The organism is Gallintestinimicrobium propionicum (assembly GCF_025567525.1).
GTDB classification, from domain to species: Bacteria; Bacillota; Clostridia; order Lachnospirales; family Lachnospiraceae; genus Gallintestinimicrobium; species Gallintestinimicrobium propionicum.
In genome coordinates, this window is the sequence record NZ_JAOQJY010000024.1 from 25,861 (window position 1) to 37,862 (window position 12,002).

Below are 12,002 nucleotides of genomic sequence, written 5' to 3' on the forward strand. Positions count from 1 at the left end.
CGGCAGAAGGGGGGAGAAATAAGCAATGCCCTTACAGATTATCAGAAACGATATTACAAAAATGAGCGTTGACGCAATCGTCAATGCTGCCAATACTTCTCTTTTGGGCGGCGGCGGTGTGGATGGCTGCATTCATCGCGCTGCAGGTCCGGAGCTGCTGGTGGAATGTGAAACGCTCCACGGCTGCAAGACCGGGAGCGCAAAAATCACGAAGGGCTACAAGCTGCCCTGCAAATATGTCATTCACGCAGTTGGTCCGCGCTGGTATGACGGGCGGCATAGTGAGCGCGAACGGCTTATCTCATGCTATCGGACTTCGCTCATGCTGGCTAAGGAATACGGATGCGAGTCGGTTGCGTTCCCGCTGATTTCCTCCGGCATTTTCGGCTATCCGAAGGATCAGGCTCTCAAAGTGGCGATTGACACCATTAGCAGTTTCCTTCTCGAAAACGAAATGACGGTGTACATCGTCATTTTTGACCGCAAAGCCTATCAGATCAGCGGCAAGCTGTTTGCCGATATTGCAGCGTACATAGATGACCGCTATGTGGACGAGCATACTGATAATCGTTCCGAGCGTCTGCGCAGGATGAACGCCTTCCGGATGGAAGAACCCATGCCTTGCGAGGCATCCGTTTGTGAAGAGGCAATCGAACAGCTCATGCCTCCCGTCTCTGCGGCGGCTGCCCCCAAAAAGGCGGCAACCCTTGATGACGCGCTGGGACAGATCGACGAGAGTTTTTCCGAGATGCTTCTGCGAAAGATTGATGAGCGCGGCATGACGGACGCGCAGTGCTATAAGAAGGCGAATATTGACCGGAAGCTCTTCTCGAAGATCCGCTCGGACAAGTCTTATAAGCCTTCCAAGCCCACGGTCATTGCGTTTGCCATTGCCCTTGAGCTGCCGCTTGTTGAAATGAAGGATATGCTCAGGAAGGCTGGCTTTGCGCTCTCCCACTCCAACAAGTTTGACATCATCGTGGAGTATTTCGTGGAGCATGGGAACTATAATGTCTTTGAGATCAACGAGGCTCTGTTTGCCTTCGACCAAAGTTTAATAGGAGCATAAGGTCTATGGATAAAGTGTTTCAGAAATTTTTGCGAAGTGGTATTGACCTTTCGCCCGTAGGAGTGAAGCGTCGTGAAGATAACAACCCATACTTTTGCACGCCAAAAGGTGCATCTATTTTTGGCTGGGCGGGTGTGGACGGCATCCACTTCTGCTTTGTTCGAGGCTTTGGCGGTATGGTATTTTCCGTCAGTCCCATGGACTCGGCTCCGGATTTTGTTCATCCGCTGGCAAACGATTTTGAAGACTTTCTGAGGTTGCTCCTTGCTTGCAGTGATTCGGCAGCGCTGGAACAGGCGTGGATGTGGGGTAAAGCCCAGTTTGAAGCCTTTTTGCAGGACAACCCTCCAACACAGGATCAGCAAAGAACGCTATCAGAGCTTGCTGAGAAAATGAAATTGACGCCTATGGAACAGCCGTGGGTATACATCAAAAAGCTGCAAGCATCTTTTGATTATAGCAAGATCAAGTACACCGAGGACTATTATGATGTTGATATGAACCCAGAAGCAGAACCGACCATGCCTGAGTGGAAGGTCTACTTTGAGGGAAACTTCTGGGGACATTCGGGAAAAGACCATGCCGGAACGGAAATCCGGTTGAATAAGCAATTTGACTGGGCGAGGCATCATTGGGTTATTCCTGCGGCGTATTCTTGCAGCAAGGGACTCGTCATGGACTTTTGTATGCGCACCCCGGAAGAAGACATTCGCAAGTTCATAACTAAATGGGATTTACACCCCGAAAACGACTCCTGCGAATACTTCACGCAGGAGCAGCAAATGCAGATAGATTTAGACAATCCACTTTGCCTTGACTTTATTCCTCGTTTGGAATTGAACGGGAAAACAATGCTGACCTCCCACGGCTGTTCCGTGGTCTTTAATCCATGTTTGCCAGACGGGGTGATCAATGAAGCGGAAGCAAAGTGGGCATTGGAACACTATGATTTGGATACATCCTATGGATGGATGATTTTTCGGGCAGCTTTTCCGTGGACAAGCAAACGCCGTCCTGAAATAAAAGCCCTCTCCCTTACAATGGAGCAGCAGTCGTGTCGTGTCCCGGGACCACATTTCAAGGCACACGCTCCCGGTGATTCGTTTTCTTTCCTCCATCCGGTCAGTGGAAAAAAATACACATTGACCGTACAGGAATTGGAGCGGCAGACAATTTCCGAAAAGCGTTTCGGTTCTGACCGCTGGCTTTATCCGACGCATTTTACCGCCATGAGCTATACGTTTTCTCCTGAACCAGACGATGATATTTCAATCTGTGATTGCGCTGAGGGGGACAAACCTTTGAAAATTGCGCCATGCTCTGACCGCTATGCACCAGAGGCACGAAACGATATTGCTTGTATTGGCATTATCGGCGGAGCGGACGGTCCAATCGCAATCGTGTGTGAAGGCAGCTCAAAAGAAAAACTTCATGCAGTTTGTTCCTCTCTACACTTTGAGCCGGTGGAGGGTGATATTGAATGGCGTATCGTATTCAACATTAAAAGCTCCAATGAAATGTCATTAGAGCTGATCTAAGAAGAAAGCGGAGGCAAAGAAGGTGAAGCAACACACTTACATCGCAATCGACCTGAAATCCTTCTACGCCTCCGTGGAGTGCCGGGAGCGCGGCTTAGATCCTCTGGACACAAACCTTGTTGTCGCAGACGAAAGTCGGACGGACAAGACCATCTGCCTTGCCGTTACTCCCTCCCTCAAGAGCTACGGCATCTCCGGACGCGGGCGGCTATTTGAAGTCAAACAGCGCGTGAAGGAAGCGAATGCCGGACGGCAGCACGACGCACCGGGACGCAGACTGGACGGCACATCACACTTCTTCTCGGAGTTGCAAGTAAACCCGTCTCTGGCGATTGACTTTATCATTGCGCCGCCCCGAATGGCGTATTACATGGAGTACAGCACCCGCATCTATCAGGTCTACCTCAAGTACATCGCGCCGGAGGACATTGTGGTCTATTCCATTGACGAGGTGTTCATGGACGTGACGGACTACCTGAACACCTACAAGCTCTCGGCACATGACCTTGCCATGAAGATCATCCTCGACGTGCTTGAGACAACCGGCATCACGGCAACCGCTGGGATTGGGACGAATCTCTTTCTCTGCAAAGTGGCAATGGATATTGTGGCGAAGCACATCCCCGCCGACAAGAACGGTGTCCGCATTGCAGAGCTGGATGAGATGAAGTTCCGGCGTGAGCTTTGGTCTCATCAGCCTCTCACGGACTTCTGGCGCGTGGGTCGGGGCATTGCCAAGAAACTTGAGCAGAACGGGATGTTCACGATGGGTGATGTTGCCCTCTGTTCAGAGCGGAACGAGGACTTGCTTTACAAGCTGTTCGGCAAGAATGCGGAATTGCTCATTGACCATGCGTGGGGATGGGAACCGACCACCATTGAAGCAATCAAAGCGTACCGTCCCAGCTCCAACAGCCTCAGCTCCGGTCAGGTATTGCACTGTCCCTATGAGCCGCAGAAGGCGAAGCTGGTTGTGCGGGAAATGACGGACTTGCTTGTGCTGGACTTGGTAGACAAGGGGCTTGTCACCGACCAGATGGTTCTCACAGTTGGCTACGACATTGAGAACCTGACTGATCCGGCGCGACGGGCAAAGTATCACGGCGCGGTGGAGACAGATCATTATGGGAGGCAGATTCCGAAACAGGCGCACGGCTCTATTAACCTCGACGGTCACACATCCTCTACTCGCAAAATAATGTGTGCTGTGTCAGAACTCTTCGACCGGATCGTGGATAAGAATCTGCTTGTCCGCCGTATGTATGTTGTTGCAAATCATGTCCTGCCGGAAGCTGATGTACCGAAGAAAAACGACGGTGCAGTCCAGCTCGACCTCTTTACCGACTATGCCGCCGAAGAGGAAAAACAGAAAGCCGAAGATGCCGCTTTGGAGCGTGAGCGGAAGATACAAGCCGCCACGCTTGCCATCAAGAAGAAGTATGGAAAGAACGCCATCCTCAAGGCAATGAATCTTGAAGAAGGTGCAACCGCGAAAGACCGCAATGCGCAGATTGGAGGGCATAAGGCGTGAACGGAAAATACGACGAGATCATGGGACTTCCTCACCACGTTTCCAAAACGCGACCACAAATGCCGATGTCAGATCGTGCAGCGCAGTTTGCGCCCTTTGCCGCCCTCACCGGCTATGATTCTGCAATCAAGGAAACCGGACGTCTGACCGACGAAAGGATTGAGCTTGATGAGGGAGCCTTGACCGCTTTGAACATGAGGTATCAGCTTCTCATGGATGCCCTTGATGAAGAGCCGGAGGTTGAAATAACCTACTTCAAACCTGATGAGCGCAAAGCTGGCGGTGCGTATGTAACTGCAACCGGCGCAGTCATAAAGGTTGATGACTTTGAGCGCCTAATTACCATGCAGGACGGCACAATGATTCCGATGGATGACATCCTAAGCATTGACGGAGAGCTGTTCTTATCCTTAGAATAATGTCGCTTGCCATGCGACCAAATGAAGTGAATACCGAAGTACAATATGACTGTAAGGTGAGACACCAAGCAGTCATTTTTTTATATACGGAGGTACAAAACATGAGAAAGAACATGACGGAGATCGTATTCATCCTTGATCGCAGCGGCTCTATGAGCGGACTGGAAACAGACACCATCGGAGGATTCAACTCCATGATTGAAAAGCAGAAAAAAGAGAATGGCGAGGCATTGATCTCTACCGTTCTCTTTGACAACGTGAGCGAGGTTATCCATGACCGTGTGCCGGTTCAGAAGGTGGAGCCGATGACCGACAGGGACTATTCCGTTCGCGGATGTACTGCCCTTCTGGATGCTATCGGCGGAGCAATTCATCACATTGGGAATGTCCACAAGTACGCAAGAAATGAGGATGTCCCTGAACATACGCTGTTCGTCATCACAACGGACGGCATGGAGAATGCAAGCCGCCGTTATGACAGTGAGACAGTTAAGAAAATGATCGAGCGGCAGAAGGAAAAGTACGGCTGGGAGTTTCTATTCCTCGGCGCAAATATTGACGCAGTAGAGACAGCAAGTCAGTTCGGAATCGGCGCAGATCGTGCAGTCAACTATCAGTGCGACAGTGAAGGAACTGCGTTGAATTATGAGGTGGTCAGCGAAGCAATCAGCTCTGTCCGGTGCAGTGCCCCGCTGAGCGCAGACTGGAAAAAGCGTATAGACGAGGACTACAAAAAGCGTGGAGGCCGCAAGCACAAGTAAATGTTTTTTGAAGCCGGGGTGATGATTCACTCCGGCGTTTTCTTTGGCAGGAACTGCCGTTAAAGCATCCGAAACGGATGCGCAGCCCGATGCCGCAGGCAGCGTTCTATGGGGATTGGGGAGTTTCCCCAACAAGCAGAAAATCGCTTTCGTGTCACGAAAGCCCTGCTTGCTAAGTTTGTTTTGAACTTAGCAAGCAAATCGAAGATTTTCATTTTTCGCAAAATCAGCAGCACTGTGTTTTGTGAAAAATCGCAGAGTGTACATACACCTACTGTGCTTGCTATTCTCTATTTTTCAAAATGGCAAGTGCCATTTCCTAAATGGAAATCGGCGGCAACCGCCGCCTTGTCTGCCCATAAGCAAAACGGACGAACGCTGTCAATGGCGGCGAAGCCGTTCATCTTGACCATTGACGGCGTTCGGCGGTTTTGCTATCTTGCAAAATTTGAATGAAAAGAATCGAAGCGAATGAAAGAAAAGGAGGTTCGACACAATGGATGAAAAACGTAAAGAGGAAGAAGCTCGTGAGCTTACTCCCGAAGAAATAGATGAAACGATTTTTCAAGAGCAGATTGCGAGTGGAGAGTATGACGAGGAAGTCCCCGAATACTATTTCTCCAATCCCGACCCATACGCCAAGGTCGAGCCTCGTCCCGATGATGCACCTAAACGTAATTTCTCTTTTGACGAGAACGGCAACATTATTGTAAAAAATCTTTCTGCGTTCTGGCTGCCCGATGTGAAAATCGTGGAGAACATTGGCGGCACAGAATACACAGTAACAGGCAGCTACGAGGGCACGGAAACTCTCGACAAAAAGATCAAACGCATTATGGAGCAGAACGCTGCCGATGATGAATCTGATATCACGGAGGATGGCGAATGAACAGCGACACCTCTTTTGATATAAGTACAAATTCCAATCCTGTACAGACAGTTGCCCAACCGAAGGAGGATAACGAAATGTTAAGGGCAACCGACAAAATCACAGCGCTCTATTGCAGATTGTCCGTAGAGGACACCAAAGAGGATAAGAAGAACGGCAAGGAAGATTTGTCGAATTCCATCCAGAATCAAAAAGCCATGTTACTCCAATACGCACGAGATAACCGCTTCCCCTCTCCGACGTTTTTCATCGACGACGGATATAGTGGTGTGAACTATGCTGGGGTTAGATAGCGATACTTTTTACATCTACCATGTTGCGGCGGTCATGGTTGACAACTTGCGTCGGCTCCTGCTCGGTATCAACCTGTCCGACAAAGCTATAATGGATTTCGATTTTCCGGGTGTTGGTTTCCCGGTCTAATTCATGTATCAAAATACGGTCGATAAACTCATGGACGTTTTCATAGGTCAATTCCTGTATGTCGCTGTATTTCCCGACAATCTGAATAAACCTTGATATATCCCTTTTTCGCTCGGTAACGGTTGCGATCTGCTGTTGTAACTCGTCTATCCTTGCGGCAAGGGATTTCTTTTCGTCCTCATAGCCGGAAGTTAGAAACACAAACCGTTCATCTGTCAGTCTGCCTAATGCGTTGTCCTCATACAGCTTGCGGAAAAGCGTGTCAAGTTCGGTCATACGCGCCTGTGCTTTGAAAAGTTCCTTTTGCTGCTGCGCTAATGCCTTTCTCGCTTCCATGTCGCCGTACTCGGTAGCTTTACAGATAAAGTCCTGTTCGTGTTCCTTAACATACCGCAAAACCCGCCGCATATCTTCCAGCACTAAATCAAGAAGTACGTTTTTGCGGATATAATGAGAGGTACACTCGCTGCCTGTCCTTGCCCTGTTGCGCCATGCGCCGCAAGAATAGGAAAACTTGCGCGGCTCGATATTTACGCCCTGTTGGTAATACATCTTATGTCTGCAACCAGCGCAAAACAGCAAGCCGGAAAAAATATCAATCTCCGCTGCTTTTGTCGGGCGGTGGCGGGTAGCAATCCGCTTTTGCGCAAGTTCAAAGGTTTCCTCGTCAACAAGCGGCTCATGGGTGTTTGGGAAGAAATAGCGTTGTTCTTCTTCGTTCTTCCGGGTCTTTTTCGACTTGTAGGATACCTTGTGAGTTTTCGCGGTTATGGTATGCCCTAAATATTCCTGCCTTGCTAATATGTCATAGAGCGTTTTGTCCGGCCAAGTATAGGGGGCGATCATTGCCCGCTGATACCGCGCCTGTCCTGTACGCTGATAGCGCAACGCTCCAATCGTCAAGACTTTGTTTTCCGCAAGCCATTTTTGGATTTCGCACATACGCACGCCGCTAACAAACATAGCGAAAACCTGTTTGACAATCGGCGCGGTTTCCGGGTCGGGTATAAGGTGGTGGCGGTTGTTCGGGTCTGGGCTATAGCCGTATGGATATTCCCCGTTGACGCGCTCGCCTTTTTGCGCCTGTGCCTGTTTAACTGCGCGGATTTTCTTGCTTGTGTCGCGGGCGTAAAACTCGTTAAACCAGTTCCGCAAGGGGGTAAACTCGTTATCCTCCCGCGCTGTGTCAACTCCGTCGTTGATCGCGATATAGCGTACTCCGTTTTCGGGAAATACAATCTCTATGAGTTCGCCCGTTTTCAGATAGTTTCTGCCAAGACGGGAAAGGTCTTTGGTAATGACCGTCGCCACTCGTCCGGCTTCCACTTCCTGCAACATCGCTTGCAGCCCCTCGCGCTCAAAACTCACGCCGGAAAATCCGTCGTCCACAAAAAACTTTGTGTTCAAAAAATGGTGTTCGTCCGCATAGCGTTGAAGTATCATTTTTTGGTGCTGTATGCTTCCGCTTTCTCCGGCTTGCATATCCTCTTGACTTAAACGGCAGTAAAGGGCGGTGATTTTATTCGACTGTAACATTAGTCCTCCTTTCCGACAGCCGAATAAACAGGTATAATGTGTTGCTATCATTATACCATATCCCGCCGCCTAATGCACTACTCGGACGCTAAAAATCCCGGATTTCCGGGCTTTTTCTGCAAATCCTTTACAATGAGTTTCTCAATCTTTTTATGGATTGTATCGGTTGCCTTTTCACTCGGCAACGCTTGAACAAGATAGGTGATTTTCCCTATTTTGCGTTCGGTTGTAATTGTCTGTTTTTTATCCATTAGAAAAACCTCCTTTTCCTGTATGGATAAACTATATTCGTCAAAAGGCAAAAACGGGCGGTTGTTAGCTGCAACCTCACGGGAGTTTCACCCCGGCCCATGCTTATGGGTGCGCCGCGCAATACTTTGAGGGTGTTCAACGCGGGAGTATCATTGTGCCGCCTTGTATGTCGTCGCCCACAAGCTGCTAAACCTGTTTTACGGCGCGGTAGTTCTCGCTCGGCTTTTCCCCTATGGGGAAAAGCTGTCATGGCGTACCCGCCGACTGGCTCGGTACAGACGGAATGTACCCGTTTGCCTGTTATGCTGCGCACCAAAGGCCGCTTTCTTTGTCAAAGAACAATAGGCTTTGTCGGCCTGCAAAAGCACATCAACAGCGGATATGCTTTTGCGGAACGACAAATAGCCCATAACGGGAAGCGTGGAAAGGGGACACGCTCCCCGCATGGGCTAAAAGATTATCCTACATGAAAAGCAAGGGTGCGGGTAATAAGGCGCACTTGCAGCCTGTTACGCATTTCCTCGTCCACATAGGAATAGGTATTGCCCGCGTCGTCTTTCAGCGTGCGGGTACAAAGTTTCGCTATGTAACCCTCGTAGTGCTTCAAGATCGCGCACATGGCGGTTGTGTCGCCGTTTGCCGCTGCGGAAATGACAGGGAACGGCAACAGATTTTCAGACTTCCTAACGGTATTCATCATCTGCTTTTCCCTCCAAATACTGTTTGATTTTCGCAAGCGCGGATTTCCTGTGCCGGAAAACCGTCGTGCGTACAACATTCAGCAGTTCGCCAATTTCCGCGTCGCTCATATCCAAGAAGTAGGACAAAAGGATAATGTCGCGTTTCCTTTCGGGCAAAGCGTTAAGGGCTTCGGCAAGCAGTTCATTTTTGACGAGTACATCAAAGCCGGACACTTGAAAACGGAAATAATCGCTTTCGTATTCGTCCGTTGTGAAAAGCTGCGCGAGTTCGCTTTCGCTCAAATCCGAAAAAGTAACTTCGCGTGCTGCGCGTTTCGCAAGAGTGCGGCGGTGGCTTTTCGCTTCGCCGACCAAAGTTTTCTTTGCTAATGCGTCGTACTGATGTTGTATTCTTTCCTTGTCGGAAGAAGATAGCTCCATAGAGTTCACCTCCTTCCCGCGTGGAGTAGAGGACGGGAGTTAAGGGCTTGTCCTCTCTGCCCCTTTCGCTCCGTACCCGTTCGGGAGATGGCTCTTGAGTGCGCTTTTCAGAAAAAAGTTGAAAAAAGCAAAATGCGCCCGTCCGCAAGACGCGGACGGGCGCAAAGGAAATGTAAGCAGTAGCTAAATGTATTGACAGTTCACATTCATAGCCGGAATATCCCGCTTGCGGAGCATAGCTTTTTTTGACCGCAAAGCATTAGGCGGGTTACAGTAAATAAAAATGGACACGGCGATACCTCCCCGATACCGCCGTATCCTTAAAAAAGGGCGACTTTAATACACTACCCGCAATCCATTCTATAATAGGGAACAGCGGCTTTTGCGCAATATTAAATAAAAAAGCCGATAACACATAGGTTTTTTGACCTAATGCGTTATCGGCTCTGCGTCTATGCGTCTGGCACTTTTAATCATTTTTTTTTGAATTTATTATATGTGTTAGCTAACTGTCCACAAGCCGCGTTAATCTCTCTGCCATGAGAAACTCTCATAGTAACTTCAAGTCCTGCTTGCTCTAATTGATGTTTGAATGCAACTATTTCCCGTTTCTGTGGTGCTTTAATTCTTGAATTGCTTGTTGGGTTGTATTGTAACACGTTAATCATAACTTTTTTGCCCCGAAACCATTTTGCAAGTTGTCTTACATCTGAGGGCCGGTCATTTATACCCGGTAAAAGCAAATACGCAAAGACAATTTTGCGATTATGCCTTTCAGAATAGGATAAGGCTTGCTTAACAACATCTTCAATAGCATATATGCGCATGTGAGGAATAATACGATTTCTTGCAGATTGTGTTGCTGCGTGTAAAGATATTGTCAACTGAATTTTAAGATGTTCCTCGCGCAATTTTTTTAATTGATCGACCGGACCAACTGTTGATATGGTAATGCCGTCGGTTGGAAAGTTGAGCCCATATCTATCTCGGAGAATATGGATTGCTTTTATCAAGTTGTCATAATTGAATAAAGGCTCTCCCATACCCATAAAAACGATACGGTTTACTTTTCGACGCAACAATATAATCTGTTGTACGATTTCTGACGATGTTAGATTACGAACAAAGCCATTTCGCCCGGACTCACAAAAAATACAACCAACAGGACAACCGACTTGTGTGCTCACGCAAACAGTTCCACCATCTCGCCGCTTGATAAAAACCGTTTCAATGTATTTGTTGTCTTTCAGTTCGTAAACATACTTTTCAGTATCACTGCTTTTGCAAATATTTTTTACCAACATTGATAGATTTTTTTTGCGTGGTAATTGCTTATATAATTCTTCATATAAGGCTTTTGCTTCATTCTCGCCAATAACTTCCGACATTTCTTTGTAAGTAAATCCGTATGGATCATTCCGTACTTCCGCAGGCGTATATTTAGGTAAACGTTTCATTTTTATATCCTTTCTTCTAAATAATAAAAGTTTGTTTTTCTGTATTTTTGATTACAATCTCTAATTTTTCTACATCAATGATATGCGTCAATTTGCATTTAGGGCAGAAAAGAGGAAAATCTTTTAATACAGTATTATGAAATACTTGAACTCTCGTCTTTCCGTTACAAATCGGACATTTTATCCAATATTTTTTAAGCATTATATTTCACTCGTCCTTTTTACACAAAAAAATGCAGGTCAATCCTCAACATGAGCATTGACCTGCATTTATAATGCACAGAGCAGTACAACAAAACTAAGGCATAGCTTGCACTATGTCTATACTATATCTATACGTCGTTAGTTTTTTGTATAGCATCCGCAAAATAAGCATGACAAAAAAGCCCATGTTGAAAATGGGAAAATCCTTTTTTTCAATGCTTATCTAATACGCATGCTATGCAACATAAACGCCGCCTCCTTTTACATAAATTTTATTTTATCAGAAAATCAGTCTACTGTCAATACACAACAGGAAGTATTTAACCTAATGATATGAATTGTGTGGACATATCCAAAAAGAAAGGTGAACTGTAAAATGTAACAGGGTGAATGAAAATGGCAAAAAGACCCGTACCATTGTACGACTTTAAGGCTTTCGGGGCAGCTATAAAAGCCGCGAGAAATGAATACGGCGAGAGCCGCAAAAAGGTAAGCGACGAGTTATATATTTCCCCGCGCTACCTTGCGAATATCGAGAACAAGGGACAACAGCCGAGTTTACAGGTATTCTATGACCTTGTAACCCGGTATCATATTTCGGTAGATCAATTTTTCTTCCCGAACAGCAATGCGGAGAAATCCACCGGGCGGCGGCAGCTTGACGCGCTGCTGGACGGTATGAGCGATAAAGGCATACGGATTGTAACCGCAACAGCAAGGGAGATAACGGAAGTCGAAAAAGCAGAGGATTAACCTCACAATATGAGAAATCGGGAGATTGCAGCGCATGGCGGCTGCAATC

Annotated in this window: 15 protein-coding genes; 9 read left to right on the forward strand and 6 right to left on the reverse strand. The window is 47.6% G+C overall.

The window, feature by feature from the left end:
• The first annotated feature begins 25 nt into the window (after window positions 1-25).
• The 8 genes from OCV62_RS15060 to OCV62_RS15095 all read left to right on the forward strand — a co-directional run bounded on the left by OCV62_RS15060 (window position 26) and on the right by OCV62_RS15095 (window position 6,500).
• A complete protein-coding gene (locus tag OCV62_RS15060; protein ID WP_262587713.1) occupies window positions 26-1,069 on the forward strand; it encodes an O-acetyl-ADP-ribose deacetylase in 1,044 nt (347 codons plus the stop codon).
• 5 nt (window positions 1,070-1,074) lie between these two features.
• A complete protein-coding gene (locus tag OCV62_RS15065) occupies window positions 1,075-2,607 on the forward strand; it encodes a hypothetical protein (RefSeq protein ID WP_262587715.1) in 1,533 nt (510 codons plus the stop codon).
• Between the two features lie 22 nt (window positions 2,608-2,629).
• Window positions 2,630-4,138, forward strand: coding sequence for a Y-family DNA polymerase (locus tag OCV62_RS15070; protein WP_262587716.1), 1,509 nt, complete (start codon window positions 2,630-2,632; stop codon window positions 4,136-4,138).
• Window positions 4,135-4,557: a YolD-like family protein gene (locus OCV62_RS15075; RefSeq protein ID WP_262587718.1), complete on the forward strand. Its 423-nt coding sequence runs from the start codon at window positions 4,135-4,137 to the stop codon at window positions 4,555-4,557. The genes OCV62_RS15070 and OCV62_RS15075 overlap by 4 nt, the downstream gene beginning before the upstream one ends.
• 101 nt (window positions 4,558-4,658) lie before the next feature.
• Window positions 4,659-5,318 (forward strand): vWA domain-containing protein, encoded by a 660-nt coding sequence (locus OCV62_RS15080; protein WP_242410995.1) that lies wholly within the window; start codon window positions 4,659-4,661, stop codon window positions 5,316-5,318.
• A 108-nt stretch (window positions 5,319-5,426) separates the two neighbouring features.
• Entirely contained in the window at window positions 5,427-5,774 is a 348-nt protein-coding gene (locus OCV62_RS15085; RefSeq protein ID WP_262587722.1) for a hypothetical protein, read from the forward strand.
• Between the two features lie 40 nt (window positions 5,775-5,814).
• Window positions 5,815-6,207, forward strand: coding sequence for a hypothetical protein (locus tag OCV62_RS15090; RefSeq protein WP_262587724.1), 393 nt, complete (start codon window positions 5,815-5,817; stop codon window positions 6,205-6,207).
• Between the two features lie 77 nt (window positions 6,208-6,284).
• A complete protein-coding gene (locus tag OCV62_RS15095; RefSeq protein ID WP_330667411.1) occupies window positions 6,285-6,500 on the forward strand; it encodes a recombinase family protein in 216 nt (71 codons plus the stop codon).
• Here OCV62_RS15095 and OCV62_RS15100 read toward each other — a convergent pair.
• From OCV62_RS15100 to OCV62_RS15125, 6 genes are all read right to left on the reverse strand, one after another.
• Window positions 6,493-8,166, reverse strand: coding sequence for a recombinase family protein (locus OCV62_RS15100; RefSeq protein ID WP_262587726.1), 1,674 nt, complete (start codon window positions 8,164-8,166; stop codon window positions 6,493-6,495). The two genes, OCV62_RS15095 and OCV62_RS15100, sit on opposite strands and share 8 nt — an antisense overlap.
• 77 nt (window positions 8,167-8,243) lie before the next feature.
• Window positions 8,244-8,417 carry a transposon-encoded TnpW family protein gene (locus tag OCV62_RS15105; protein ID WP_002604472.1) on the reverse strand — a complete coding sequence of 58 codons (174 nt, stop codon included), beginning with the start codon at window positions 8,415-8,417 and terminating at the stop codon, window positions 8,244-8,246.
• A 458-nt stretch (window positions 8,418-8,875) separates the two neighbouring features.
• A complete protein-coding gene (locus OCV62_RS15110; RefSeq protein WP_002604473.1) occupies window positions 8,876-9,118 on the reverse strand; it encodes a helix-turn-helix domain-containing protein in 243 nt (80 codons plus the stop codon).
• Entirely contained in the window at window positions 9,102-9,539 is a 438-nt protein-coding gene (locus OCV62_RS15115; protein WP_002604474.1) for a sigma-70 family RNA polymerase sigma factor, read from the reverse strand. The genes OCV62_RS15110 and OCV62_RS15115 overlap by 17 nt, the downstream gene beginning before the upstream one ends.
• Before the next feature lie 473 nt (window positions 9,540-10,012).
• Complete coding sequence (rlmN, locus tag OCV62_RS15120) at window positions 10,013-10,996, reverse strand: 23S rRNA (adenine(2503)-C(2))-methyltransferase RlmN (RefSeq protein ID WP_002584956.1); 984 nt, start codon at window positions 10,994-10,996, stop codon at window positions 10,013-10,015.
• 16 nt (window positions 10,997-11,012) lie between these two features.
• The gene (locus tag OCV62_RS15125) at window positions 11,013-11,198 is read right to left on the reverse strand and encodes a cysteine-rich KTR domain-containing protein (RefSeq protein WP_003431289.1); all 186 of its coding nucleotides are present in this window, start codon (window positions 11,196-11,198) and stop codon (window positions 11,013-11,015) included.
• A gap of 398 nt (window positions 11,199-11,596) precedes the next feature.
• Between OCV62_RS15125 and OCV62_RS15130 the strand changes: the two genes are divergently transcribed.
• On the forward strand, window positions 11,597-11,953 hold the full coding sequence (locus tag OCV62_RS15130) for a helix-turn-helix transcriptional regulator (RefSeq protein ID WP_002584957.1): 357 nt from the start codon (window positions 11,597-11,599) through the stop codon (window positions 11,951-11,953).
• Window positions 11,954-12,002: the final 49 nt, after the last annotated feature.

Excerpts from the sequence above, each read along its gene's own strand:
- OCV62_RS15060 (WP_262587713.1), top strand. The coding sequence starts at position 26 with ATGCCCTTACAGATTATCAGAAACGATATTACAAAAATGAGCGTTGAC.
- OCV62_RS15065 (WP_262587715.1), top strand. The coding sequence starts at position 1,075 with ATGGATAAAGTGTTTCAGAAATTTTTGCGAAGTGGTATTGACCTTTCG.
- OCV62_RS15080 (WP_242410995.1), top strand. The coding sequence starts at position 4,659 with ATGAGAAAGAACATGACGGAGATCGTATTCATCCTTGATCGCAGCGGC.
- OCV62_RS15085 (WP_262587722.1), top strand. The coding sequence starts at position 5,427 with ATGGGGATTGGGGAGTTTCCCCAACAAGCAGAAAATCGCTTTCGTGTC.
- OCV62_RS15090 (WP_262587724.1), top strand. The coding sequence starts at position 5,815 with ATGGATGAAAAACGTAAAGAGGAAGAAGCTCGTGAGCTTACTCCCGAA.
- OCV62_RS15095 (WP_330667411.1), top strand. The coding sequence starts at position 6,285 with ATGTTAAGGGCAACCGACAAAATCACAGCGCTCTATTGCAGATTGTCC.
- OCV62_RS15100 (WP_262587726.1), bottom strand. The coding sequence starts at position 8,166 with ATGTTACAGTCGAATAAAATCACCGCCCTTTACTGCCGTTTAAGTCAA.
- OCV62_RS15105 (WP_002604472.1), bottom strand. The coding sequence starts at position 8,417 with ATGGATAAAAAACAGACAATTACAACCGAACGCAAAATAGGGAAAATC.
- OCV62_RS15110 (WP_002604473.1), bottom strand. The coding sequence starts at position 9,118 with ATGATGAATACCGTTAGGAAGTCTGAAAATCTGTTGCCGTTCCCTGTC.
- OCV62_RS15115 (WP_002604474.1), bottom strand. The coding sequence starts at position 9,539 with ATGGAGCTATCTTCTTCCGACAAGGAAAGAATACAACATCAGTACGAC.
- rlmN (WP_002584956.1), bottom strand. The coding sequence starts at position 10,996 with ATGAAACGTTTACCTAAATATACGCCTGCGGAAGTACGGAATGATCCA.
- OCV62_RS15125 (WP_003431289.1), bottom strand. The coding sequence starts at position 11,198 with ATGCTTAAAAAATATTGGATAAAATGTCCGATTTGTAACGGAAAGACG.
- OCV62_RS15130 (WP_002584957.1), top strand. The coding sequence starts at position 11,597 with ATGGCAAAAAGACCCGTACCATTGTACGACTTTAAGGCTTTCGGGGCA.